17 protein-coding genes, 1 tRNA gene and 3 pseudogenes are annotated in these 25,477 nt (G+C 50.2%); 15 read left to right on the top strand and 6 right to left on the bottom strand.

Translation table 11 applies throughout. The features are described 5' to 3' along the window. The first annotated feature begins 328 nt into the window (after positions 1–328). Complete coding sequence (locus SBL51_RS04400; protein WP_317929476.1) at positions 329–1,723, top strand: aromatic ring-hydroxylating dioxygenase subunit alpha; 1,395 nt, start codon at positions 329–331, stop codon at positions 1,721–1,723. Between the two features lie 76 nt (positions 1,724–1,799). Here the strand turns inward: SBL51_RS04400 and SBL51_RS04395 are convergent, their stop codons facing one another. Together SBL51_RS04395 and SBL51_RS04390 are read right to left on the bottom strand one after the other, a co-directional pair. Further along, positions 1,800–2,876, bottom strand: a complete 1,077-nt coding sequence (locus SBL51_RS04395; protein ID WP_317929475.1) for a hypothetical protein — start codon at positions 2,874–2,876, stop codon at positions 1,800–1,802. Between the two features lie 30 nt (positions 2,877–2,906). Next, positions 2,907–4,226, bottom strand: a complete 1,320-nt coding sequence (locus SBL51_RS04390) for an MFS transporter (protein ID WP_317929474.1) — start codon at positions 4,224–4,226, stop codon at positions 2,907–2,909. A 449-nt stretch (positions 4,227–4,675) separates the two neighbouring features. Between SBL51_RS04390 and SBL51_RS04385 the strand changes: the two genes are divergently transcribed. From SBL51_RS04385 to SBL51_RS04365, 5 genes are all read left to right on the top strand, one after another. Further along, positions 4,676–5,515, top strand: a complete 840-nt coding sequence (locus SBL51_RS04385) for a TauD/TfdA family dioxygenase (RefSeq protein ID WP_317929472.1) — start codon at positions 4,676–4,678, stop codon at positions 5,513–5,515. 149 nt (positions 5,516–5,664) lie between these two features. Further along, entirely contained in the window at positions 5,665–5,982 is a 318-nt protein-coding gene (locus tag SBL51_RS04380) for a 2Fe-2S iron-sulfur cluster-binding protein (RefSeq protein WP_317929470.1), read from the top strand. A 38-nt stretch (positions 5,983–6,020) separates the two neighbouring features. Continuing rightward, a complete protein-coding gene (locus SBL51_RS04375) occupies positions 6,021–7,301 on the top strand; it encodes a cytochrome P450 (protein WP_317929469.1) in 1,281 nt (426 codons plus the stop codon). A gap of 312 nt (positions 7,302–7,613) precedes the next feature. Next, on the top strand, positions 7,614–7,967 hold the full coding sequence (locus SBL51_RS04370) for a hypothetical protein (protein WP_317929467.1): 354 nt from the start codon (positions 7,614–7,616) through the stop codon (positions 7,965–7,967). Between the two features lie 9 nt (positions 7,968–7,976). After that, positions 7,977–8,288: a transposase gene (locus tag SBL51_RS04365; RefSeq protein ID WP_317929466.1), complete on the top strand. Its 312-nt coding sequence runs from the start codon at positions 7,977–7,979 to the stop codon at positions 8,286–8,288. A gap of 308 nt (positions 8,289–8,596) precedes the next feature. On the opposite strand, the pseudogene SBL51_RS04360 reads toward SBL51_RS04365, so the two are convergent. Then, positions 8,597–9,746 (bottom strand): annotated as a pseudogene (locus tag SBL51_RS04360) (IS4 family transposase). Positions 9,747–9,845: 99 nt separating this feature from the next. Here SBL51_RS04360 and SBL51_RS04355 point away from each other — a divergent pair. Next, a pseudogene (locus tag SBL51_RS04355) lies at positions 9,846–10,420 on the top strand (IS5 family transposase); the annotation flags it as partial. 216 nt (positions 10,421–10,636) lie between these two features. Further along, positions 10,637–10,933, top strand: coding sequence for a hypothetical protein (locus SBL51_RS04350; RefSeq protein WP_317929465.1), 297 nt, complete (start codon positions 10,637–10,639; stop codon positions 10,931–10,933). Between the two features lie 255 nt (positions 10,934–11,188). Here the strand turns inward: SBL51_RS04350 and SBL51_RS04345 are convergent, their stop codons facing one another. Beyond that, positions 11,189–13,441: a TonB-dependent receptor gene (locus tag SBL51_RS04345; protein WP_317929464.1), complete on the bottom strand. Its 2,253-nt coding sequence runs from the start codon at positions 13,439–13,441 to the stop codon at positions 11,189–11,191. An 899-nt stretch (positions 13,442–14,340) separates the two neighbouring features. Between SBL51_RS04345 and SBL51_RS04340 the strand changes: the two are divergent. The 6 genes and pseudogenes from SBL51_RS04340 to SBL51_RS04315 all read left to right on the top strand — a co-directional run bounded on the left by SBL51_RS04340 (position 14,341) and on the right by SBL51_RS04315 (position 20,743). After that, positions 14,341–14,763, top strand: a pseudogene (locus tag SBL51_RS04340) (aldehyde dehydrogenase family protein). A gap of 153 nt (positions 14,764–14,916) precedes the next feature. Beyond that, positions 14,917–15,165, top strand: a complete 249-nt coding sequence (locus SBL51_RS04335; RefSeq protein WP_317929463.1) for a hypothetical protein — start codon at positions 14,917–14,919, stop codon at positions 15,163–15,165. Positions 15,166–15,250: 85 nt separating this feature from the next. Beyond that, positions 15,251–16,090 carry an alanine:cation symporter family protein gene (locus SBL51_RS04330; RefSeq protein ID WP_317929462.1) on the top strand — a complete coding sequence of 280 codons (840 nt, stop codon included), beginning with the start codon at positions 15,251–15,253 and terminating at the stop codon, positions 16,088–16,090. Between the two features lie 13 nt (positions 16,091–16,103). Next, positions 16,104–17,213 carry an alanine dehydrogenase gene (ald, locus tag SBL51_RS04325; RefSeq protein WP_317929461.1) on the top strand — a complete coding sequence of 370 codons (1,110 nt, stop codon included), beginning with the start codon at positions 16,104–16,106 and terminating at the stop codon, positions 17,211–17,213. A gap of 11 nt (positions 17,214–17,224) precedes the next feature. Next, entirely contained in the window at positions 17,225–18,982 is a 1,758-nt protein-coding gene (locus tag SBL51_RS04320) for an amidohydrolase (RefSeq protein WP_317929459.1), read from the top strand. 48 nt (positions 18,983–19,030) lie between these two features. Next, a complete protein-coding gene (locus tag SBL51_RS04315) occupies positions 19,031–20,743 on the top strand; it encodes an amidohydrolase (RefSeq protein ID WP_317929458.1) in 1,713 nt (570 codons plus the stop codon). Positions 20,744–21,739: 996 nt separating this feature from the next. On the opposite strand, the gene SBL51_RS04310 is transcribed toward SBL51_RS04315, so the two are convergent. After that, positions 21,740–21,826 (bottom strand) — tRNA-Leu (locus SBL51_RS04310). 97 nt (positions 21,827–21,923) lie between these two features. Next, the gene (locus SBL51_RS04305; RefSeq protein ID WP_317929457.1) at positions 21,924–22,613 is read right to left on the bottom strand and encodes a hypothetical protein; all 690 of its coding nucleotides are present in this window, start codon (positions 22,611–22,613) and stop codon (positions 21,924–21,926) included. A gap of 239 nt (positions 22,614–22,852) precedes the next feature. Here SBL51_RS04305 and rnr point away from each other — a divergent pair, with 239 nt between their 5' ends. Next, the gene (gene rnr, locus SBL51_RS04300; RefSeq protein WP_317929456.1) at positions 22,853–25,474 is read left to right on the top strand and encodes a ribonuclease R; all 2,622 of its coding nucleotides are present in this window, start codon (positions 22,853–22,855) and stop codon (positions 25,472–25,474) included. Positions 25,475–25,477 lie beyond the last annotated feature (3 nt).

Raw genomic sequence — 25,477 nt, 5'->3', positions numbered from 1 at the left:
CTCGATATTTATCGACTGTAGATTTACGTGAATTATAGACTCTATAGCCTCTATGGTGGTATTGTTCGTCATAATGGTAGCATGTGTCAAGAATGCTGATTAATGTCAATTCCCAGGGTGAAAATATAGTCGTTGTTTCCCATACCGAAAACAAATACATCGACTCGCTTGTAAAAAACGCTCGCAATTTCTCAACACCGTAATCGGTAATATTTATGAGGCTATCTAGTTTGTAAAACCATAGAGATTTATATTGTAAAGGTAGCCTGCAGACTTAGTAGCAACTAAATAAATAACAATAAAGCTCGCAAATAGGGGGAGTTTTCTCGTGAATGCAAAAACAGATAACACTAGTATGGCTTCAGATGTGCCATTCAAAATAACTGATCCGGCCAAAATTCCTGCGAAACGATATTACGATGAGGGTTTTTATAGCAAAGAGTGTGAAGAACTCTGGCCGCACGTATGGCAAATGGCATGCCGCCTTGAATTGATTCCAAATATAGGTGACTGGGTCGAATATAGAATATTGGATAAATCGATTATTGTTGTACGCTCAGAAGAAGGCGTCAAATCCTTCCATAACGCTTGTCGCCATCGAGGAGTACCCCTTACCCAGGAGAGTCACGGCAACTGTGGTCAGAGGGGGTTCACCTGTTCGTTTCACGGCTGGCGCTGGAATACAAAAGGCGAAAATACCTTTGTTTATGGCAAGCACCTGTTTGATGAGGCTTTGCTAGACCCCAAAGACCTTGCACTCCATCCTTGTCGTGTAGAGGAGTTTGGTGGATGTGCGTTTATCAATCTCGATGATAATGCGCCTTCACTTCGCGAATGTTTAGGCGAGCTCGCTGATCGCTTGGAGGCGCATGGTATTGATAATCTCCGCGCCGAGTGGTGGTTTGCAGCAGAGTTGCCGGCCAACTGGAAGGTTGCTATGGAGGCGTTCCAAGAGGGTTACCATGTGATGCGTACCCATCCACAGCTACAGCATGCCGCGCCTTCGCTTTATAACGCACGCTACGCGGGCTTAGGCGATGCAATCGATACACAAAAAAGCACCAAGCAGAATGTCGATGCTCAATTTGCGCATATGGAACGTTTGGGAAGAGGCATGGCCGGTATGGTGCATAGCAAAGAGGTCGAAATTGCTCGTCAATTGCTGGATGTGGAGTTGCCCGAAGACCCGAACGAGGGGGTGATGATGTGGTTTGGCATGGTTCAAGATCAGATCACCAAACAGCTACAGGCGAAGGGTGAGCCTGTTCCAGATCTGAATAGTGTTGCTGTCTCCCATCCATTGGAGGCAGTGGAATTTATATTTCCACACTTCTTTCTGCTCCCGTTCTTCACCAGTATGTCATCCTATCGGGTGCGGCCCTTAGGGCCGGAAAAGTGTTTGTTTGAAATATGGTCTTTGACCAATTTCCCTGAAGGTGAGGAGCCAGAACCACCGCAAGAACCCTCCATTCTGCCCTACGACAGCAAAGATTTCCCCGAGGTACCCCAGCAGGATTTCTCAAATATACCGCATCAACAGAAAGGCCTGCATGCAGAGGGTTTCGAATATATGCGTTTGGCTAAGGATATTGAGGGGTTAATTAGCAACTACCAACGAATTATTGACGGTTATTTGGCGAAGGTAGAACCGGATAAGTTAGCAAAAGCAATTCAGCAGTTAGGTGGTAATTTTGATGGGAAGATCAAAGATCTAGGCTTTTAGTGACGCCGCTGAGTAGCAATGCTGAGAGTTACAGCGATAATCTTGAAAGGAATCGCTGCAACTTTCATTAATTCTTCTAAAGATTTAGTGAGCGAGGTGTTTTGCCGTTGCCTAAAGCGGAGATCACTGGGCTTAGTTCAGCGGTGGCGATAATTCCAGGTGGGGCAGCGCAAACGCTAGGAATTGCGTTGACAGGCCTGTGTGCCGTATAGCGAGCGGAAGCTCGGACTCCGTCTTCTTGAGGCATGGGTAGCTCAATGGTCATGCGCATTGGTGTATCGCCGTCTATGGTTACTCGCCAGCCGTCGTCTTCCAGTGCCCAAGTTGGCTCGACATCTTTGGTAACAAACCAATTGGAGCGAAACACAACTAATGGTTTTCCTAATCGGTAGCCTGTTATTGCCACTCGCTGTGCACCCACCGTTCCAGCAGCAATAGTTGATTTGTGCAGTTCTATGGGCTGACGACAAAAGGCAGGCTCGACAACTGTTTCAAAATTATCCACCGGCAAACCTATGGCTTCGGCAAAATGACCCAAGGAATATTCAAAAACTATATGTTCGGGGCAGTGGCGCTTTGCAAACTGCTCAGGTGTATCACCAAAGCCCATTAATTCAGTGAGCATCTCTTCAGAACAGCCGGCAAGGCAATTGGCAAACTCATCAATAGTTAGTAAGTCTAAGCGACGGCAGAGCGTTGTTAGCACAAATGGTAGAGCTTCTGTGATAAATCCAGGGCTGGAGCCTGTGGCATGAATGGAGGCCTGGCCTCGCGAGCAGGCGGCTTCTACGCGGGCGCGTACTAGAGGATCCATCATGGTCGGGTTAAAAAATTCTACCCTTGTGGTGACAATATTTATGCCGTTTTCTAACAGCATGCAAACGTCATCAAAATCTGTAGCTTCGGGTACATAAACCACGCAGTCGGGTTTTAGCGCTACGATACTGGCAATCTCCTTAGTGGCCCTTTCGCCAATTTTAGGGTAACCACACAACTCTCCTAAGTCGCGGCCAACCTTGTTGTCTGAATAGACTTTTCCGCCCACTAATTGCAATTGAGGGTGGTCAATAATAGCGCGCAGAGTAAAAAGGCCTACGGTACCTGTGGCCCACTGAACTACGCGTAGAGGAGGGGAGGCTATAGCATTTGACATTATTGTTTTCCGTTGTAGAGGAAAAGTTTCTCAGGCTTTACTAGTGGTTGAATTTAAATTTATCGGACTTTTAATTCTCCCCGGCTCATTTTTAGGTGGCCTATGTTCAGGTCGCAACAACCAGATCAAGGCAATGGCTAGCAGGGCCAGACCAACAAATGTAGAAAACGCAGTGAAATAACTGCCGGTTTTATCGTAGGAGTTGCCAACGAAATGCAGTGTAATTATGGCGAAAGGTTGAGTAACTATGGACATAAAGCCCATCACGGTACCATAGCTTTTGGCACCAAATAGCCAGGCCATAATGGTCGTCCATACCGGGAACACGCCGCCAACAGCAACACCTAGCATCGCAACAGCAACCAGTAACACCCAAAGGTTCGGTTGTAAAATATAGATAGTCATCAACAATGCATTACAACCCGCTACGTAGGTGAATAACCAGCGTAAATCTACTCGATCAGCAAAGTAGCCGATTGCTAATTTTCCGATTATGGCGGAAATAGTTTTAACGGATACCAGTAGTGCTGCTGTTGTTAGGTTGAACCCAATATCTTGGAAGTAGGGTACTTGGGAGACCAAAACGGCTTGGTCGATACCAAATAACATACCGACACAAATTGCTGTTAACCAAAAGTTGCGATTGCACAACAGTTCCGTTTTGCGCCAAGCTCGCTCGCTATTTGGTTCACTGTTAGATGCCGTCGGATCGCTAGTATTTGAGTGACTAAACTCCTCGGTAACGCCCGATTCGCCCTCACTTGGGCGGTCGCGCAAGAGCAGTAAACCAAAAGCGACGATTGTCAGAGCGGATACTAAGCCAATGGAGAATAGGGCGTTGCGCCAACCTAACCACTCTATCAATAGGGCAGTGGCTGGCTGAGCGACAAACCCGCCGACTGATGTGCTCAGGGCTAAAATTCCAAGCGCTCGACCACGTCGCCTTAAGAAGAATCTAACCGTAACGGTGTTGGCGCAGATCATGCCGCAAGTGGCAAAGGCAAAGGACAGAGGCAACGCTATGATCACCAGCATCCATTTGGGGTCAGTCAATCGGGAAATAGCCATCAGGCTGAGGCCAAAGCACACACCGCCCAGAGTAAGAAGCCATCGGGCAGAACGCCGATCTAGCATCGGACCGACTATGGGTGACATTCCGATCATTCCCAACATGAAGACAATCATGCCGGCGTTGTAGTTGGCTCGGTTGAGGTTGAACTCTTCGGTAAAGGGAACGGCAAACAGCCCAAAAATATAGGTAGTAAAACCGACTGTAAGCGCTGCACAGATAAACGATCCGATTAGGTTTTTCCAACCCGTGTAGAGGGAAAAAGAGCCGAGCAATTTCATAAATGGATGATCTGTTATTGTTATACATTGTTTGTGTATTGCTAGTGCATGAATACGCTAACATTATGACGAACGACTGGCAAGCGGATCGAGCTTGCTCCTTAGGTCCAGGTAACTCGGATGACTGGTGCTAGCGCATCAAAAGCTGGATCTTCTTTTGTTCGTTGACTAAGTAAACTGAGCATCGCTCAAGATATTTCCTCCATTAGTTTATTCTAATGAGTGCTCCTGGCTCGCCACCATAGCTGGTCCTTTAAATCGATTTGGCCGTCCCTGTTGTATCTACTCCAGTACCTACCGGGTGGTCCAATAATGCGACCATGTGGTCGGGAAAAGTTGATGTGGGTCAATTGAGCGTTTTGGGGCGAGTGGTAGCATCCATATTCATTAGCTCAAATATTAAAAGTCGGCGAAAAGTATACTTATAACTATCGGTCAGGAGAGCAGTCATGAGCATATTAGCAACACAGAAGGTAGCGCTGAAGTCTACTAACATTTCTAAAAATATAGGTGCCCGTGTCCTAAACACAAAAGAGGAGATACTTGGCGGGGACTTCGCAGAAGAGCTACAAGAATTACTGGCTCAACGTGGGGTGCTAGTCCTTCCTCAAATCAACTTCAACGACCAAGAACAACTAAAGTTTACCCATCTATTGGGTACTTTTATGCCTGATTTGGCGGGACAGCAACTATACAATATCTCTTTGGATAAAGAGAAGAATTCCAATCGTGATTATCTGAAGGGATCTCTATTCTGGCATATCGATGGCACGATGAACAAAGAACCAATCGGTGCGGCAGTCTTAAGTAGCAAAGTATTACCAACATGGGGTGGTAATACCGAATTTTGTAACACTTACGCAGCATACGAAGCATTACCCGACGCAACTAAACGCGAGATTGAAGACCTGCGTGTGATTCATTCAATGTGGAACACTCTTTTGTATCACACTCCTGAACCTACTAGGCAAGAGCTTGAGGATTACATGACAAAAGGTGAGGTAGAACTTCCTTTAGTTTGGACGCATAAGTCTGGCCGTAAATCACTCGTGCTCGGTAACACAGCAGCTAGAGTCGTCGGCAAAGAGCCAATGGAAAGCGCCTTGATTCTTCATGGGTTGCGAGAACATGCGACCAGTGAGCTGTTTCATTACACTCACGAGTGGTCTCTAGGCGATACTGTTATTTGGGATAATACAGGTACCATGCATCGGGCTATGCCTTACGACCCAGACTGTGGCCGACTGCTGGTACGAACTAAAACAGCCGGCATTGAACCTATTAAATAAAGCAACCGTCTGAGGCGGAGGCTTGCAGAGTTGCCTGATAACATACTGAAGTTGGTCCAAGCGTTTTAACAGAAAGCAGCCTCTATAGGTTCGGATAATGTGTCCGGGCTTGGCCAACATACACAAAATGATCGTCGGAATATTAAGAAATGGCTGAAATTATTGTAACAACCAGAGAGGGGGAAAATACGGTTCTTCCATTTACTCCCTCTATGTCATTAATGCAAACGATTTGTGATGGAGGCGTAGATGAACTTGCAGCACTTTGTGGAGGGGTCTGCTCATGCGCAACGTGTCATGTTTACATTGGTGATGATTTTTTGGATAGCTTGCCGGTGATGAGCGAAGATGAAGATCTTTTACTTGAAGGCGTGCCGCACCGGAAAGCTAACTCACGCCTATCTTGTCAGATTAGATTAACACCAGAACACAACGGTATGCATGTAACAATTGCAGAAGATGAATAAATGTTCGTCAAAATAATTCAGTATATAGAGAGAATAAAATGAATGCATTGTCCCCCGAAAAAAGAAATTTCTTTACTGATATTTCGATCTGTCGTGAACCTTACCAATACTTTAGCGACATGCTGAAAATTGGTCCTGTTGTAGAAATGAAATCACCAGATGCCCTAATGGTTACTGGTTACGATGAATGTATAGAGGTTTTGAGAAACCACAAAGACTTTTCGTCTTACAATTCCAGTGTTGGGGCGGGCTATCCGCTGCCTTTTACACCTGAAGGTGACGACATATCTGAGCAAATGGAGGCGCATAAAAGCGAAATGCCTCACGGTGATCTGTTGGTTAACCAGGATGGAATGAGACACAGTGAATTGCGCTCTTTAATGAATCCATTATTTACGCCGAGCCGACTAAAAGCTAATGAGGCATTCATCAAAGAATATGCTGCAGAAGTGGTTAAGCAAGCTGTAGAGAAAGGCCATGGAGAGATGGTAAATGAAATTTCTACCCCCTTTGTGACAATGGTTGTTGCCGATTTGCTGGGCGTGCCGACAGAAGATCGGGCGAAGTTTCGCGCGGTCATTGACTCGGCTCCCCGGCCAGGTAGCATGACGGAAAACTCCAATACTGAGGAATTTACCGGCCCGCTAGAGTATATGGCAAGGTTTTTTGCCGAATACATTATAGACCGTCGCAATACTCCCAAAGATGATGTGTTAACTAAGTTGGCCACGATTACTTACCCTGACGGTAATCTACCGGAATTGAAGGATTTGGTCACTTTAGCGGGTACCATATTCGGAGCGGGACAAGACACCAGTGCAAAGTTACTTAGTACCTCCATGCGTTTCCTGGTTGAAAATCAAGAACTTCAATCACAGTTGCGTAGTGATCCGACGCTGATCCCAGCATTTATTGAAGAGGTTCTTCGGCTTGAGGGGCCAACCAAAGCAACATTTAGACTTGCCCGCAGAAATACCAAAATTGGTGATGTGGAAGTTCCTGCCGGAAAACGAATTGTAGTGGCTCTGGCTGCAGCTAATCGTGACCCTAAACGCTGGGAAAATCCTCACGATTTTCAAATGGGACGCAAGCGAGCGCAAGAGCATTTATCCTTCAGTAGAGGCGCTCATGCATGTGCTGGGGCTCCACTTGCACGTGCAGAAATTAGGATGATCTTGGAAGAGTTTTTAGCGCAAACATTGCGTATCGAGTATTCGGCTGAGCACCATGGCTTGGAGAGCGAGCGCCAGGTCGAATATGATGCAAGTTTCTTTATCCGTGGTTTATCGTCCTTGCATGTAAACTTTATTCCAGCGTAACATTATATTCTAAATTAGTGAGTCGATTTGACTGCTAGCCGCGGTGATGTTAGATCTGATTTTGGCATTACTTCTAGTAAAGTTTATTGTTAAGCTTGGCTCACTGATTCAGAACCATAGAAAAGAGTTGTCCAATAAAACATTCATTTTTCAGAATAAACATTCGTTGGGTATTTTGAGACAAAGTTGTTGAAATCCGATCTCATTTCTAGTTCTATCTTATCCTTTAATTTAGGAAAAGATGTAACGATTAATTAGGTATTATGGCGGCCTGATTGAGGTTGTTCTAATGCAGTTTTAAAAGGGACTATTATGATCGCGTTCAGAGCTTTATTACTAATATGTTGGTTTGTAATTGTCATGGTAACAGCTAATGCTTTGGCTTCAGAGAGTTTAAAAGTTGCCATCGATGTATATTCTTTCGATTTGGCCGCCGGAAATTGGCGAACACAATATTGTAGCGATTTGTTGCTTCACTTGGGTTTGATTGGCTTATGGGCTTCATGGCGTTCAGGTTTTTCTGCTCGGGGTATTGTGCTTGGTTCGCTCTGTTTTCTGGGAGGGAGTTTGTTTAGTTTTGCTTATTTATCTATCTTGTTGTTTTATCACAAGGGAGACATTAAAAAGGTTGTTGTGGGCTGTAATATTGTAGAAGAAAATAGTTGATTATCTGCAATGTGCAGGCATGCATATCGGCAGGCATGTTTGTCAGTAAAGCGCGCTCGTCCACGGTTGAAGCATTATCGTGAGCTGCTAGAGCAACTAAATGTCAGTCCACTACGCGTACTGGCAAGGACACTGGAATCCTGGATGGAGCCGATAATCGACATGTGGCGGTTCAGTAAAAGTAACGGCATCACCGAAGGCTTCCACAACAACATGGAAATGATGTCGAGACGAGCGTATGGTTTTAGAAACTTTGAGAATTATCGATTACGAGTGCTGGCCCGTTGCGGTTGGGGCTGCGTGATAAATAGGGTGAGATGAGTACTATTCCCCGATAGTGTTGTAGATTCATTTAGTGGTTCTGTTGGGGGGGTATTCAGCCGAATTGGCTTGGGGGAATTAATGGTGCCCAGGAGAGGGTAGATAGGACCAGCCTTTGGGCTGTTTCAACCCTTCGGGGCGCCCTGTGAAGCGGGCGTCCAAACTTTGCCCTAGGCAAAGCTTGTGAACCTCCGAGGTTCAAGTCCCGGTTGAGCTATTGTGTTCTATTTGAATGTTTCCAGCCGAATAGACTCTGGAGCAATAAAAAAGGCTGATCAATGATCCACTGCTGTCCCACAGTTTGGGACTCAAAAGACCAGCCTCATTTGAGGCTGGTCTTTTTGCTTTGGGGGAGGACTTGGTTTGAATATTTCAGGCAATGTTTTTCGCTCAAAGAGATTGAATTGTAATACTCTGAGCATCCGTTGAACTGTCCAGCCCGCTTTAGCGCTGTGGCGGGCAAACGCTACTGGCAAATAGACAATCAAGGCAATCCACACCTGGGTGAGCACAGCATTTTTTGAGGTCCCTACAAACGCTTTGATTTTCAGGTTTTGTTTAATAGCTTTGAAGAATAACTCTACCTTCCAACGATCCTTGTATATGGCAGCGATGGTGGCTGCTGATAAACGAAAATTGTTGGTCAAAAACTCGTATTGACGCCTCGTCTCTGCGTCGTAAAAGCCTACCCGGCGAAGCTTGGGAGCGCCACGCTTGATCGCTGTGCACTGCTCAACTCAATGATTTGGTCGCTTGTGACACCGGTTTGCTTGTCTACAGGCTTGCTTTCCAGCACCCGGTAAACCGCCTTGGCGCGAAGTCGGGCAACAAAGCTAACCCCTTGTTTTGTAAGGCTTCCAAACCACTCGTAGTCGACATATCCCTTATCAAAAGCGACGATACTGCCTTTAGGAAGCTAAATTTTCTTCCCTCTACCATCTCATTCTCATTGCCGTCACTGAGTGCAACAAACTCGGGAATATCCGTGGCGTGATTCAAGCCAACACTCAGCTTCACATTCGCTGTGTCGTCCCGGTGGGCGGCCCAGGGAAACAGCTTCATCGACAAATCCAAGGCACTGGCATCCAATGAATAGAGTGCATTTTTGAAGCGAAATTTGTGCTTGCCGGGTTGAGCTGAGCACTGACCCAATAGCTTGTAGAAAAGTGATTCATACAGCTCAGCGGGTTGCCTTTCGTTGAGTCTTGCCAGCGTTGAGCGGGCAATAGGCTTACTGCCCAAGTGATAAAGCTTTTGCCTCTGAGCTTCCAGGTTGGATTGAATATCTCGAAGACTCTGCCGGCAAGAAAGCTGAGACATCGCCATGCCAATAAATTGATCCCAGCGAGACGCAGAACGTAATTTTGGCCCGTAATGGTGTGCTCTTGCCAGAGACTCAAAATCATGTCTCGACAGCGGTTTGAGCAGTTGATGGAAAGCAGTGTTATGATGTGTCAAAGCCTGAATCCCTTGTTGTTCAATAGTTTCTTCGCAGATCCATTGTAACAACAGAGATTCAGGCTTTCTTAGTTACCGCTTACTGTGGGACAGCAGTGTGTTTTGGACCATGTTTTTGGTGTCCTTCAAGATGCCGATGTCATAAATATCCAAGCTGATCAGGTTTCATTGGATAGCACGATCATTCAAGTCCATCCGGACGGTACAGGTGCGTTAAGAAAAACAGACCACAATCCATTGGTAAATCAAGAGGCGGATGGTCAACTAAAATTCACATGGTAGCAGCGGATGATCGAACAACCGTGACATTTTCGTTATCGCCGGGACAAGCAGGCGATGGTCCCAAAGGTCGCAACCTACTGAAAACGCTGGAAAACTACGACTGGGAAGGCGCAAGCGTTATCATGGATAAGGCTTATGAAGGGGATGATACTCGTCAGCTGATTTTGGATTTAGGGATGACGCCCGTTGTACCCCCAAGGATTAATCGCCTGACACCCTGGGAGTACGGCAAAGAAATGTATAAAAAGCGAAACGAAGTTGAGCGACTCTTTCGGCGACTAAAAGGATTCAGAAGTATCTTTATCCGCTTTGATAAGCTGGATGTGTTTTTTAAATTCTTTATCAATTTTTCATTGATTGCTGACAGGCTTATTAGTGTTAACAGTCCCTAAACAAAGTTAGTGAACCTCCACAGCCGTGAGGCCGCTAGCACGTGAAGCGATCCTCTCCTAGAGGCCTTAATTGGTGTCAATTGATTAAATTAGATAAAGTGTACAATTATCAAGGGGATAGATAATGTCTTTTTCTGCCGAAAAGGCCCGTTTAGCATCAATTTGAATGGGCAATCCATCTTTATGGGCACAAACAGTCTGACGGAGGCGGCTTGTATGACCATGAAAACCATGACCGATACACAAATAGAGGGAATAACGAGGCTGGTAAAGGCGGGTTATCTCCACGGTGACGAAACGACTATTTTGGTCGATATACCAGGTTTTAGTATGGCACACGCTTGGCTGAAAACAGATTACCCGCTGATGCGACATTCTCGCGATTCGAATTGTATGTACTGCGTGATTGCTGCTAGCTTAAAACTAGGTACGGAAGAGCTGGGCTCTAGAGACTGCTTTTTTGTTCCGGTCGATGTGCCTTACACCTATGTACCAGGTGGCGATGGTGTGTAAGTTTTGGAGTTCCGCCATAAGCCAGCATTTAATTTTGTATATTGGGTTAATAACGAAAGTTGGTTTAACAAAGCGGAAGAAGCCATTGCGGCTAACAGTGAGCTCTGGCAAAAGGCTCTGCCACCTTCGGGAAAATAGCGGTAGTGTTGCGCGACGCAAGGAATTTGCACTAAAGTTTTAAGAGGTGAAAAAAGGGTTCCAGCAGAGCTGGACCCTAAAGCCTATTAAACTAGGCGAGCGAGTCTTGAAGACCTGTTATAGCTTTTTCCATGTTAGCGAGAGACCGTAAGAGCGTGGCGTTGCCGCTATGTGGGTAGATCCAAAGCTGGGTGAGTTGAAGTTGTGTATATAGTATTCTTCGTCCAGTAGGTTTTTCCCCCACAAAGCCAGTTCCCAAGCTTCATTACTGCTGGTGTAGGCTATACGGCCATTGAACAGGCGGTATTCCGGAATGGCTGCTTCCTCATAATTTTCAAGGCTTTGATGCGCTTTTTCTTTGTGGATATATTCTAAGCGAGCTTTGAGGTAACCACCCTTAAGTTCGGTTTCGTAGCCCACGTTGGCCGTGTAGGCGTTTTTGGGAGCGTTACGTAAAACGTTACCCTCGTAGATGGATAGATCCCCACCTAACTCTTTGTAGGTTGCATCCAGGTAGGCATAGCTGCCTCCAAAGCTCAGGTGTTCTCCAACTAGATAGGTCATCTCTAACTCAAGCCCTTGAGAAACAGCTTCACCCGCATTCTTGGTAATCAGTGGAGGGAATGCGCCACACTCATCACAGGGGAATTGCTGTAACACTTGAAGATCTTGATAGTCCGTGCGGAACAGAGCCGCGTTGAGGCGTAGAGTCTTGTCGAGCAAAACGCTTTTCACACCCAGTTCGTAGTTGATGGCAGTCTCTTCATCAAACGGAACCAGTGGCTTGGTTTCGGTGGCACCAATGTAGTCGAAGCCGCCACTCTTAAAGCCCGATGCAATGCTCAAATAGCTCATTATGTCGTCGTCAAAGCGGTAGGTGACAACTGCTTTGTAGGTCGGTGAACGCCAAGTGTTGTCGTCTTCCAGATAGTTTTCAATGACTGGGGCAGTTGAAGCCAGAGCGGTCAGCGTGGCGTAGTTTTCGTATTCCTTGGTCTCTTCGGTGAAGCGTGCTCCAAGGATTAAATCGAGCTTATCACTCAGCATAAAGGTCATTTCACCAAACGCCGCGATGCTGGTGGTGACGTTATCTTGCACGGTACTGGACTGGTTGGGTGAGTAAGCCAGTGCGCCGCCAATCCCCAAGCTTGCAATGAAAAACGCCGGCGCGTTAGCGATAGCGCCTTCATCGCGCACGACATCCTCTACCGAGTAGTAAACGCCGGTCTGCCAGGTGAAGTTGTCGTTGCCACCCGACAATCTCAGCTCCTGGCTCATTAGCGAAGACTCTTCGGTCATGGTCGAGATCAAATCGACACCACCTAAGGGGCCGAGCACATTGGTCGCCAGTGGGCCGTAATTGCTAAACAGCTCCGGTGCAATACCAAAAGGGTTGAAAAAGAACGAAGCGCTGTTTTCGGTGTAGCTGGTCAGCGAGGTTACATCGAAATTTTCGAGCTGCCAGTCGGCCTGCAGGGAAACGCCTTTGTTGTCCGACGTGGTTGAGCCTGAGAAATTTGAGTAGTTTTCGTGGAAGTCGGCTCGCGGTACAAAGCCATCGGCCACGGCGGCATCGACGACCATACTGGTCATGCCGCCGTCGGTCATGGAGCCCGCGCCGGTACGCTCATCCTCACCGTAATTGGCCGTTAATAAAAATTCCAGGTTCTCGCTGGCCAGGAAGCTTAGCTGCCCGCGCAGGCTCTGCGAATCGACCTCACCAAATTCAGCATCTGGGTTATAGACACTGCTGATGTAGCTGTCGCGCTGTTTGGAATTGAAACTAACCTTCCCCGCCACTTCACCCATCAGTGGGCCATTTACCATACCGCGAACTTGTTTCAAGCCCAGGTTACCGGCGGTAACTTCAACGCCCGCCTCAAACTCTTGCGACGGCTTTTTGGTGGTGATGTTAATTGCCCCACCAATCGCATTTTTTCCCCACAGCGTTCCCTGCGGGCCTCGCAGCACTTCGATGGTCTGAATATCAAACAGCTCCAAGCCGGTACCTGCACTGCGCGGTACGTAGATGCCGTCGACGAACATGGCCACCGATTGTTCGCCGTTGGCCGCACCATCGCCGTTGGAACCAATGCCGCGGATATACAACTGCGGTTGGGTCGGGTTGAACTCGCCCATGCTGAAGCCCGGTGTGCGCACAGCCACGTCGTTAACGTTAGTAATGCCGGCTTCCTTAAGCATTTCCGCGTTCATGGCGGTCACGGCGATAGGAACATCCTGCATGTCTTGGGCGCGCTTTTGCGCGGTAACCACAACTTCCTCAAGAGATTGGCTAAGCGCATTCTGGGCACAAAGCGCAATGCCGATGGCGCCCACCAGGGCCTGTATTTTTATTCCAGAATCAGACATAACTTTACCTCTAAGAAATTGAAAAAGTCGTTCCCAGACACAATCGCATTGGCTAAGCGTGTTCGGTTTTCGAAATTATGGTTACTAAGCTAGCCCAGTAAATTTGGTGAACCATAGGGCCAGATTTGGATGATCAACGGGCCAGCCCAGGCCGCTCTTTGTTGGCGCTCGTTGCGCCTAAGAATTAGCTGGTCTGCACCTTCTTGGTGCACAAAATCAGGCGTTTTAACGGCTTTTGTCAGGAGCTTGCGATTAAGAGTTTTCAAAAAAAGATTCCGCTCGTGGTTGGACCTGTAATGTGTAGACAGCTGGTACTATAAAAAATGAGTACTAGAGCATAGGGTTTTCTCAGGGCTTGTGGGCCCGCTGTTATCTCTTTGGAATAGGGCTTTTATGACAGTGGTAAATTGGATACTTCGCGCAAGAAAATCCGGCTTTTACTTATACTCGTAGCGAGCTCTTTATGTGCGCTGGCGCTAGTAAAGACCAAACCCGCGGCAGCCACACAGGAATACCAGAGGTCTGTGCCGGTTGTTTGGGTGGTGAATGTAGCGCACACGACAGAGAGACTTGAGGTGCGCTCTCAGGGAATTGTCAATCCGCGGCATCAGTTGCATCTCTTGCCTGAGGTCCCCAGGCGTCTGACTTGGGTTAAGCCCTAATTTGATTCCGGTCGGTGTGTTCAGTAAAGGCGAAGTGTTGCAGCGTATCGACTGTGAAGAATACCTCACTAAAATGATGCAGGCTCGCGCTCGGGTGCAAAAGTCTCAAGTGGAACAACAATTCGCCCAATATGAACAACGGCGAGTGCAGAGCCTTTATGCGCGCAACCTGGTGAGCACGCCCGACGTATCCACGCACCTAATGTTTGTGTCCATGCATTGTCGTTGGCGGATGGTGTGCTGTTTTCGACGGTGGTCGAAACGATTGCGCGAGGGGATCGTGTCGCCACGGGTAACGTGTTAGAGGGGACATTGGTCTACCCCACAATTTTGGACGAGGTGCCCGCAGACTCACTGTTGATGGTAGAGGGGGCGTTTGGCCCAGTGGTGTCGCTGTATCGTTTTTCCGAACTTGACGAGATTATCCCGATCATTAATAACAGTCCCTACGGCCTGCAGGCGGGCGTTTTTACCCAAAATTTAGCGGATATTCGCTATCTGTTTGAGACGTTGGATGTTGGCACCTAGGCCTGTAACGATGGCCCCGGCTTTCGCTCGGAGCACTTCCCTTTTGGTGGCGTCGAGCAGAGCGGCACAGGCCGCGAGGGCATCAATTACGCTATCCGCGAGATGAGCTGTATTAATACCCTGGTGATTTAACGCAGGCAAGGCGGTTGGTCCTACCCATGAAACTCAACTGGACCTTATTCAACCGACAGCTATCCTCTACAGTGGCACCAGTGACAAATAAATTACAAAGACCAAACTTATGAGGTGTTCACTAGACATTATTGCATCGGTGATGTTCGAGGTATGGGTCTGTTTGCGGGCATTGAGTTGGTCTCCAATCGCGCCACAAAAGAACCCGTGCCGGAAAGCATTGCCATAACCATTGCCGGTGAGTGCACCAAGAGGGGGTTATTGATCGGCCGCACTAATCGAAGCTTCGATAACTTCAACAACACCTTGTGTTTGAGTCCGGCGTTGATTGCCGGTCGCAGCGACATTGAAGAGATTGTCGCCATCCTTGAGGATGTATTCTCTTCAATTAAGCTCCCTTAAAGATTGCGACGGATACCGATAGGAAAGGTTAATGGCCAGGCTTTATTTGCTAAGTAGTAGATTACTTTTTCCCTTTGGATTGCTTTTGGGGGCAGTTCTCTTTGCCTCCAGTGCACACGCCGGTATCGATCAGGCGCTCGACGATTTTGTTACGCCCATTTCGGGTGTTCTCTCTTTCGTGGTGTTTTACAGTTTCAACATTTTTGGGGCTCAGTTTCCGATTGTGGTGGTGTGGCTGATTATCGCCTCGGTATTTTTCACCTTCTATTTTAATTTTTTAAATGTTCGCGGCTTTCGTCACGCGTTACGAATTGTTCGCGGTGACTACAGCGACCCGAACCATCCCGGTGAGGTGAGCCATTTTCAAGCGCTGGCTACGGCGGTCTCTGGCACCGTGGGTATCGGTAATATTGGTGGTGTTGCCATAGCCATTTCCATCGGTGGACCGGGCGCGGCTTTTTGGATGGTGTTGGCCGGCATTCTCGGTATTTCCACCAAATTTGTTGAGTGCACCCTGGGGGCGATGTATCGCCACAACAATCCCGATGGCAGCGTCTCCGGTGGGCCCATGTACTACCTGGAGTACGCCTTTGCGCGCTTGGGATTGAAGCGCTTTGGCAAGTTTATTGGCAGCTTTTGCGCGCTCGGAATTGTTATCGGCTGCATGGGTATCGGCAATATGTTCCAGTCGAACCAGGCGTTTAATCAGGTGGTTAATATCACCGGTGTTTTTGACCATAGCTGGTTGGCCGATAAAGGTTGGCTGTTTGGTTCGGTGCTGGCCATTTCAGTCGCACTGGTGGTCTTGATCTGTGCGCCCAACATTCTTGGCCTCTATCTGCTTGCGCCCCAAGTGAAAAAACAGTTAACCCGTTACCAGATTTCGCTGGTCGAACGTCGGCAAGTGAAAAAATTCTCGATTTAAAAGGAGTTGCGTTATGCTAGTCGGCATCCCCAAAGAAATTAAAACCCACGAATATCGCGTTGGTATGACTCCCGCCTCGGTGGCGGAGTTGGTCTCCCGCGGTCACTCGGTGGTGGTCGAAACCGAAGCGGGCAGCGCCATCGATTTTAGTGATGACGCCTACGCGCAGGCGGGTGCGGAAATAGTCGCCACGGCGGAGGAAATTTTTGCCCGCGCCGATATGATCGTTAAGGTAAAAGAGCCACAACCGCAAGAGTGCCGGATGCTGCGCGCTGGCCAGATTCTCTACACCTACCTCCATTTAGCCCCGGACCCTCTGCAAACCGAATTGTTGTTGCAGTCCGGTGCCAGCTGTATCGCCTATGAGACGGTCACCGATGATCGAGGTGGCTTGCCGCTGTTGGCGCCCATGTCGGAAGTGGCCGGGCGTATGTCGGTTCAAGCCGGGGCTACCTTTTTAGAAAAATTCCACGGCGGTCGGGGCGTGTTGTTGGGTGGTGTACCCGGCGTTGCGCCCGCTAAAGTGTTAATTATCGGTGGCGGTTCCGTGGGTGAAAACGCGGCCATGATGGCTTGCGGCATGGGCGCCGATGTGACCATCCTCGATCGCTCCGTGCCGCGCTTGCGCGAACTGGAGCGGCAATTTTCTGGCCGCGCCCGCTGCCTCTACTCCACCCAATCGGCGATAGAAGAGTTGGCCGTGGAGGCCGACTTAATTATTGGAGCGGTATTAATTCCCGGTGCCGCCGCACCAAAATTATTAACCAAGGAGATAGTCAGCCGCATGAAGAAAGGTGCAGTGGTGGTTGATGTTGCCATCGACCAGGGCGGCTGTTTCGAAACCTCCAATCCGACCACGCACAGCGAGCCCACCTATATCGTCGATGGTGTGGTGCACTATTGTGTAGCCAATATGCCGGGGGCAGTCGCGCGTACCTCCACCATTGCTCTGAATAACGCCACCTTGGTTCATGCCATTGCGCTTGCTAATCACGGCTTGGAGGCGTTAATGCACAACCCCAATTTACGCAATGGGCTCAATATTCACGCCGGTGCGGTAACGTACAAGGCCGTGGCAGATGCACTGAATTTACCGTTTAAATTATTTGACAACGCGGCCTAAGGAGATAAGTGGTGACTAGACAAAAGATCACAGCGCCTGTGGCTAGCGGATTTTTTAATCGCATTATTCTGCTGGGCACGATTGTCTTGATGTCCTTGTTGGCCGCCTGTGATCGCTCTGCGTCCACAAGCGCCGATCAGATATTTTACGGCAGTAACATCATTAGTATGGACGAGAGTCTACCCAGCCCCGAGGCGGTGGCTATTCGGGGCGAAACCATTGTTTATGTGGGTGATAAATCCGGCGCGCAACAGTGGCAAGGTAAAAATACCCGGGTGGTGGAGTTGGGCGAGCGGGCGTTGATCCCCGGCTTTATCGACAGCCACGGCCACTTCCTGGGAGTTGCGAGCATTGTAAATTTTGTCAATGCCTCGTCACCGCCGGTAGGGCCTGCCGAAAAAATCGATGATATTTTGGATCTTCTTAGAGAGCGCATCGAAGCCGAGCAGCCGGGTGAGGATGATTGGGTAATCGCCTACGGTTACGACGACTCCTTGCTCGCGGAAAATCGCCATCCAACCCGAGATGATTTAGACAAGGTATCGAAAGATATTCCAATCTACATGATGCACGTCTCCGGCCATTTGGGCACGGCCAACTCCGCGGCGCTGGCGGCCGCTGGTATTGATGAAAATACGCAAGACCCACAGGGCGGAGTCTTCCGCCGCTACCCGGGCTCTAACAAACCCAACGGCGTGGTCGAGGAAGACGCTACCCACGAAGTGCTCGGCAACGAAATGTTCGGCTCGCTGATGAATCCGCTAAAGTTGGTCGCCACCGCAGAAAAAACTATCAACTACTACGCAAGCTACGGCATTACCACCATTCAAGATGGCGGCACCGATTATCGTGCGCAAAAAGTGATGCGCATACTCGACTGGTTTACCCCCATGGCGATGGATTTTGTCGGCTATCAAGGCGCTATGGATGAAGAGATGGCATTAACCATAGAAGAGCTGAAAGAAAAAATCGCCGACGGTTATCAAAGCCATGTGCGCATGGGCGGCGTTAAGATGATGATCGACGGCTCGCCCCAAGGCCGCACCGCCTGGATGACCGAACCCTACACCGAAAACCCCGAGGGTATCGAAGGCGACTACACCGCCTACCCACGTACCGACCCAGACGCATTTAAACAAAAAGCGATCGAGTTTCTACGCAACGGCATCCCGGTTATCTGCCACGCCAACGGCGATGCGGCAATCGACCTGTTAATGGATGCGGTAGAAGAGGCGTTTGCCGGGGAAGAGATACCGGACCATCGAACCGTAATTATTCACGCGCAGGTGATGCGCCCGGATCAAGTAGAGCGCGCAGCCAAACTGAAAATGGTGCCCTCGTTTTTTGCCTCCCACTCATTTTTTTGGGGCGACTGGCATCGTAAAAGTTTTGGCGAAGAGCGCGCGGCGCACATCAGCCCGGCCAAGGCAGCGTTGGCTAACGGCGTGCCCTTTACCATTCATAACGACACCCCGGTGGTACCGCCAGACATGATGCGTTTGATGTGGGCGGCGGTAAATCGCCAAACCCGCAGCGGCTATATTCTCGGCCCAGAGCAGCGTATCACGCCTTATCAAGCACTCTATTCCGTTACCCAGGGCGGTGCCTACCAATATTTTGAGGAAGATAAAAAAGGCTCTTTAACCGTAGGCAAACAGGCGGACCTCGTGATCCTAGGTGAAAACCCATTAACCGCGGACCCAATCACCATTAAGGATATTGCTATCGTGGAAACCATCGCCCACGGCAAAACCATTTTTCAACGTTAACCAGCTATTTTGGATGTAAGTGATCTCAGCACTTGGTGAGGAAAGAAGATGAAGTTTAAATCAACGCTCGGGGCCTGCGCCCTGGCAGTGACCACGTTGAGCGGACTGGTAAACGCAGCACCCACAGCCGATAAAATTTATTACGGCAACCATATTGTCACCATGGATGCCGCGCAACCCACGGCCGAAGCCGTTGCCATTGAAGACAATACCATTATTTATGTGGGCAGCCGCGAAGGTGCCAAGGATTTGTTGAGCGAAACCACCGAGACGGTAGAGCTAGGCGATAAGGCGTTAATTCCCGGGATGATCGACAGCCACGGCCATGTCACCATGGCGGCGCGCTTGATTGATTACGTCAATGTCTCTTCGCCACCAGTAGGTACGGCCGAAACCGTAGACGATATTCTGCAACTATTAAAAACACGCTTAGCCACCAACCCGCCCGCCAAAGGCCAGTGGTTGATGGCGTACGGCTATGACGACTCGCTGTTAAAAGAGAACCGCCACCCAACCCGTGAAGACCTGGATAAGGTCTCCACTGAGGTGCCTATCTATTTAATGCATGTCTCCGGCCACCTGGGTACCTCCAACTCGGCGGCACTGGCCATCGCCGGTGTAGATAAAGAGACCGTAAACCCAGAGGGAGGCGTGTTTCGACGTTTGCCAGGGACCACCATTCCCAACGGCGTGGTTGAAGAGAAGGCGATGTACAAATTGCTGATGCCGCAATTTATGGCCGCAAGCCAAGACCCACAGCAATACATCGAAAAACTGTTTAAAGCCATCGACTATTTTGCCCAGTACGGCATCACCACCATCCAAGACGGCGCGTCGCAAATGGGCGATGTAAAACTGCTGACCAAGCTCGGTGATGAAGGCAAATTAAAAGCCGACATTATTGCTTTTCCCACCACCATGATCGACCATCTGCCGGATAATATTCTGGGCTTATACAAAGAGGGTTACCACGGTGGCTTTCGAGTGGGCGGCGTTAAGTTTGTGTTGGATGGCTCACCGCAAGGGCGCACCGCCTGGACAACCAAACCCTACAACGAAAACCCCGACGGCGTCACCGGCCACTACCACGCCTACCCCACCGTTGAGATCGATGTCTTTAAGGCGCAAGCCAAAGTGCTGTTGAGCAATGGTGTACCCGTGTACATGCATGGCAATGGCGACGCGGCGATCGATCTCTCGATGGATGCCATCGACGAGGCCTTCGCCGGCAAAAAAATTCCCGACCACCGCTCGGTTATTATTCACTCGCAAGTCATGCGCCCAGACCAAGTTGATCGTGCGGCAGAATTAAAAATGGTGCCGTCGTTTTTTGCCTCCCACGTATTTTTCTGGGGCGACTGGCATCGAAAAAGTTTTGGCGAAGCGCGCGCGGCACACATCAGCCCCGGGCAGGATGCATTGGATAAAGGTGTGCACTTCACCATCCACAACGACAGCCCCGTGGTGCCGCCCGATATGATGCGCCTGATGTGGGCCGCGGTAAATCGCCAGACACGCAGCGGCTACGTTTTGGGCCCAGACCAACGCATCTCCGCCTACGACGCCCTTTACGCCATGACCATGGGCGGTGCTTACCAATATTTTGAAGAGGACAAAAAAGGTTCGCTTACCGTCGGCAAGCAGGCCGATATGGTGATCTTGGGTGCGAACCCATTAACCGTTGATCCCACCACTATTAAAGACATTCCAATTTTGGAAACCATTGCCCGGGGTAAAACCATTTATCAAAAAGTTCAATAAAGCACCAATGATTTTGCTTTTCTGTCAACCATAGATTATGGCATCGCCCACAGCAACCCATTGCATTAAAAGCGCTTCTATATAAGTAGGTGGGGCCGCCCACTCTTTAACGGGTGGGCAACAGGCTAATAGGTCGGAACTATGCACTTATCAGTTTTGGCTAGTGCTTGGAATTCTACCGGCGAGCCCGGGCACAGAATGGGAACAAAATCGAAATCTCCTGGGTCATCAAAGCGGGCGTCCTAACTTTGTCTTAGACAAAGTTAGTGAACCTCCGAGGCTCAAGGTCCCGGATTAAATTTAGTGGTTCTGTTGGAGTGTATTCAGCCGAATCGGCTTGGGGGAATTAATGGTGCCCAGGAGAGGGCGTTTCGGATTGTGTGAAGATTAAGTATCTTCACCCCGAAACGCGCCAAGCTATGGATGGCTTGGCCGGGGGTTGGAAGAGCTATGTTGCCTCGGCAGGGATGCCAGCTTAGATCTATCTTACGAAGTCCGATCAAGTCCGGCTTGGGCAAGGTATAAACAGAAAAGGCTGATCAAAGATCAGCCTTTTTTAAATTTGGTGCCCAGGAGAGGGCGTTTCGGATTGAGTGAAGATTAAGTATCTTCGCGCCGAAACGCGCCAAGCTATGGATGGCTTGGCCGGGGGTTGGAAGAGCTATGTTGCCTCGGCAGGGATGCCAGCTTAGATCTATCTTACGAAGTCCGATCAAGTCCGGCTTGGGCAAGGTATAAACAGAAAAGGCTGATCAATGATCAGCCTTTTTTTAATTTGGTGCCCAGGAGAGGGTAGATAGAACCAGCCTTTAGGCTGTTTCTACCCCTTCGGGGCGCCCTGTGAAGCGGGCGTCCAAACTTTGCCCTAGGCAAAGCTTGTGAACCTCCGAGGTTCAAGTCCCGGCTTAGCTATAGGGGTTCTTGTTAAGAACGTTCAGCCGAATTGGCATCGGAGATACAAAAAAGGCTGATCGATTGATCAGCCTTTTTTTAATTTGGTGCCCAGGAGAGGACTTGAACCTCCACGGCCGTGAGGCCACTAGCACCTGAAGCTAGCGTGTCTACCAATTTCACCACCTGGGCATTTCTTGTGGCCACCGGGGCCGTCAAGAGGCGCGTAATATACTGATTGGGTTGGGGGCTGTCAATGCCAGCTCCAGCTCCAAATTAATAAATTTTATTAGTAGGTGCGGCCAAGGGTGAGCAGCCATTGCAGTTGGTTAATTTTTATCTCACCGTATTCGTCAAAGTCCCATTGGTTGTCCGTCCACTGGGCTGTTAGGCCAACGGTGGCGTCACCTTGGAAGGTGTATATCAGGCCGACACGGGCGTAGGGGCTGAGGTCGAGTGCCTGTTTAGTGCTGGTATCGCTTTGGTTGTTTTCGGCCGTGGAGAGCTGCTCGCGCTGCAGGTTTGCGGAGGCGATGCCAAGGTAGGGGCCGGCCGCGGCAAAAGCCCGCACGCCATGGCCGAAGCGGTAGCTGGCAAAGGCGCCCAGGTAGAGGTTAACCAGCCAGAACTGGCTCTCTATTCTTACTTTGCCACTGAGCTCGCCATTCTCCTGCTTGAGCCAGAAGGCGTGTCGGTCGCCCGTGAATGCCAGGCCTCCACCGGTTTCATAGCCAAACTCCAAGGGGCCTGTGCTTCGGGTAAATTGGCCGATAACATCCGCGCGATAGAGCTTTTCGATATCGGCGGTACCGGTTGTGGAGTTGTCTGCTGCCACACTCCAGGCATCATTGGGGCTGCTCCACCCCAAATAGGCGTGCAGATAGCGCATATCACTATCGGTTTGGGCCATACAGGGTAGGGTGATTGTGGCCAACAGAAGAGCCAGGGCGACGCGGACGGGAGTTGCTTGAATTACCATGTTGATGTCATTGGCTGTGTAAGGTGGTGTAAATCTACCGCAGAAGCCCAGGAATTTAAGCTGCTGCGGGCGGTTGATAGCGAATGTATCGGCCGATCAGTTGGGCTATACTTGCGAATATTTTCGCCGGGTTGTTGTCTTATTGAACTATATGTCGACGCCAGCGCCTTTCGCCTCAGGCCAAATGATCGCACCGGCGGTCGAATTTACCCATCATACCCATAAAAGGAATTGATCTCTTGCCCCGCAAAAAGGCTAAAAGCCGCAGTCCTATCTCCGTCGACCTCCCCGCCAGCGATCCCTACGCCGCTCGAGAAGCCAAAAATTACGAGAATCCCATCCCCAGTCGCGAATACCTGCTTGAGGTGATTACCAATCACCAGGGGCCAGTTACCCACGAGCAGATGTGCGAACTGTTGAATATTACCGATCCTGACGGCATTGAGGGAGTGCGCCGGCGCCTGATCGCCATGAGCCGGGATGGCCAGTTGATCAGTAACCGCCGTGGCGCCTTTGGTGCAATCAACAAGATGGACTTGGTGCGCGGCCGGGTGCAGGGCCACAAAGAGGGTTTTGGCTTTGTGATTGATACCGAAGGTGGTGAGGATATCTACCTCTCCAACCGGCAGATGCGCCAGGTGTTTGATGGTGACGAGGTGGTGGTGCGCAGCAATACCCGTGACCACCGGGGCCGCAAGGAGGGCTCGATTGTTGAGGTGTTGGCCCGCAACACCAAACAGCTGGTGGGCCGGGTGTTCAGTGAGTCTGGCATCAACTTCGTGCGGCCCGACAACAGCCGTTTATGCCACGATGTGATGGTCACCAAAGAGAAGTTGAAAGGGGCCAAACGCGGCCAGTACGTGGTAGTCGGCATTGTTCAGCAGCCCGACAGGAACAATCTGCCCACCGGTGAAGTGATTGAGATCCTCGGCGAACACATGGCGCCGGGTATGGAGATCGATGTGGCGATTCGCAGCCACGATATCCCCTGTCAGTGGCCATCTGATGTGCTCGCCGAAGCCGAGACCCTGCCGGACCAGGTGGACGACCTCGATAAGCGCAAGCGGGTCGATCTGCGTAAGCTGCCCTTTGTCACCATTGATGGTGAAGATGCCCGCGATTTTGACGACGCCGTCTATGCCGAGCGTAAGAAGGGGGGCGGATGGCGCCTGTTTGTGGCTATTGCCGATGTCTCTCACTACGTAATGCCGGAGTCGGCGCTGGACCGGGAGGCCATCAACCGCGGTAATTCGGTCTATTTCCCGGATTACGTGGTGCCCATGCTTCCCGAGGCGCTCTCTAATGGTCTCTGCTCATTGAACCCGCAAGTTGATCGCCTGGTGATGGTGTGCGAAATGACCGTCAGCGCCGCCGGTAAGGTGAGTGGCTACAAGTTTTACGAGGGCGTTATCCACTCCCACGAGCGGCTTACCTACACCAAGGTTGGCCAAATGATTGCCGAGCGCGCCGATGAGAGGAGCGGCATACGCAAGCAGTATCACCATGTACTGCCGGCCATCGATACCTTACATGAACTCTACCTAATGTTCCGTCGTGAGCGCGATTTGCGCGGAGCCATCGATTTTGAAACGGTCGAGACCCGCATTCTGTTTGATGCCGAACGCAAAATAGAACGCATTGTGCCAGTGCACCGCAACGATGCTCACAAGCTGATTGAGGAGTGCATGCTGGCCGCCAACGTCTGTGCCGCCAGATTGCTGGAGAAAGCCGAGATAGAGGCGCTCTACCGGGTACACGAGGGGCCTTCGGGCGAGAAGCTCGAAAACTTGCGGGCCTACCTGGGCGAGTTGGGCCTCTCCATGCGTGGTAAAGGCGGGCCTAAACCCGGGGATTACCAAAAGATTCTGGAGCTCGTTCAGGATCGCCCGGATGCCCATATCATCCAGATGGTGATGCTGCGCAGTATGTCCCAGGCCAAGTATCAGCCCGATAACAACGGCCACTTTGGATTGGCCTATTCGGCCTATGCCCACTTCACCTCACCCATTCGCCGCTACCCAGATTTGTTGGTGCACCGAGCCATCCGTTTTCTGTTGCGCAGTGGGGTGGAGGGTGAGGAGCTGCGGGAGCGGGTAAGCCGGCAGCTGGCGCCAGTTAAAAGTGCCCCCAAGCTGAAGCGCAAGCAGATCTACCCCTACGACATGGCGGCCATTCTGCAGCTGGGTGAACAGTGCTCGCTCACCGAGCGCCGCGCCGACGACGCCACCCGCGAGGTGGTGAGCTGGCTCAAGTGTGAGTACCTGAGCGACCGGGTGGGCGAGGTTTTTGAGGGGGTAGTGAGTGCCGTTACCAACTTTGGCCTGTTCGTGGAGCTGAAAGATCTCTACGTGGAGGGGCTGGTGCATGTGACGGCACTGCCCGGCGACTACTACCACTATGAGCAGGCACACCACCGTTTAGTGGGCGAGCGCACCCGAGTGGTCTATCGCCTGGGGGATGAGTTAACTGTTTCGGTAGTTAACGTTAACCTGGACGACCGCAAGATCGACTTCGAGCTGGTGGCAGCCAAGCCGAGCAAGGTAAAGGTAAGCGCTAAAGCCAAGCTTATGGCGCAGATGCACGCTGAAGATCAGGCCAGGAAAGCGGGTTCGAAAGGTAAAAAAACTAAGCATACCGCGACCGCTGCTGCCACACCCCGCAAACGGCCTGCCCAAGTAGCCAGCAAGGCCAGCAGCCGCGAGCTGAAGCAGAACCTTATGAAAGAGGCGGCCAGGGCCGAAAGGGCTCCGGCTAAAGCAGGTAAGCAAACCGCTGCGAAGGCGGCCAAAAAGTCACCGACGCGCGCTTCCGCTAAAGCGGCCAGTAAACCCGCCAGTAACACCAGCAAGAAGAAACGTTAAGCC

Source organism: Halioxenophilus sp. WMMB6, assembly GCF_033283405.1.
GTDB lineage: Bacteria > Pseudomonadota > Gammaproteobacteria > Pseudomonadales > Cellvibrionaceae > Halioxenophilus.
This window is presented reverse-complemented; position numbering and strand designations above follow the sequence as displayed.

Excerpts from the sequence above, each read along its gene's own strand:
- SBL51_RS04395 (WP_317929475.1), bottom strand. The coding sequence starts at position 2,876 with ATGTCAAATGCTATAGCCTCCCCTCCTCTACGCGTAGTTCAGTGGGCC.
- SBL51_RS04390 (WP_317929474.1), bottom strand. The coding sequence starts at position 4,226 with ATGAAATTGCTCGGCTCTTTTTCCCTCTACACGGGTTGGAAAAACCTA.
- SBL51_RS04385 (WP_317929472.1), top strand. The coding sequence starts at position 4,676 with ATGAGCATATTAGCAACACAGAAGGTAGCGCTGAAGTCTACTAACATT.
- SBL51_RS04380 (WP_317929470.1), top strand. The coding sequence starts at position 5,665 with ATGGCTGAAATTATTGTAACAACCAGAGAGGGGGAAAATACGGTTCTT.
- SBL51_RS04375 (WP_317929469.1), top strand. The coding sequence starts at position 6,021 with ATGAATGCATTGTCCCCCGAAAAAAGAAATTTCTTTACTGATATTTCG.
- SBL51_RS04370 (WP_317929467.1), top strand. The coding sequence starts at position 7,614 with ATGATCGCGTTCAGAGCTTTATTACTAATATGTTGGTTTGTAATTGTC.
- SBL51_RS04365 (WP_317929466.1), top strand. The coding sequence starts at position 7,977 with ATGTGCAGGCATGCATATCGGCAGGCATGTTTGTCAGTAAAGCGCGCT.
- SBL51_RS04350 (WP_317929465.1), top strand. The coding sequence starts at position 10,637 with ATGACCATGAAAACCATGACCGATACACAAATAGAGGGAATAACGAGG.
- SBL51_RS04345 (WP_317929464.1), bottom strand. The coding sequence starts at position 13,441 with ATGTCTGATTCTGGAATAAAAATACAGGCCCTGGTGGGCGCCATCGGC.
- SBL51_RS04335 (WP_317929463.1), top strand. The coding sequence starts at position 14,917 with ATGGGTCTGTTTGCGGGCATTGAGTTGGTCTCCAATCGCGCCACAAAA.
- ald (WP_317929461.1), top strand. The coding sequence starts at position 16,104 with ATGCTAGTCGGCATCCCCAAAGAAATTAAAACCCACGAATATCGCGTT.
- SBL51_RS04315 (WP_317929458.1), top strand. The coding sequence starts at position 19,031 with ATGAAGTTTAAATCAACGCTCGGGGCCTGCGCCCTGGCAGTGACCACG.
- SBL51_RS04305 (WP_317929457.1), bottom strand. The coding sequence starts at position 22,613 with ATGGTAATTCAAGCAACTCCCGTCCGCGTCGCCCTGGCTCTTCTGTTG.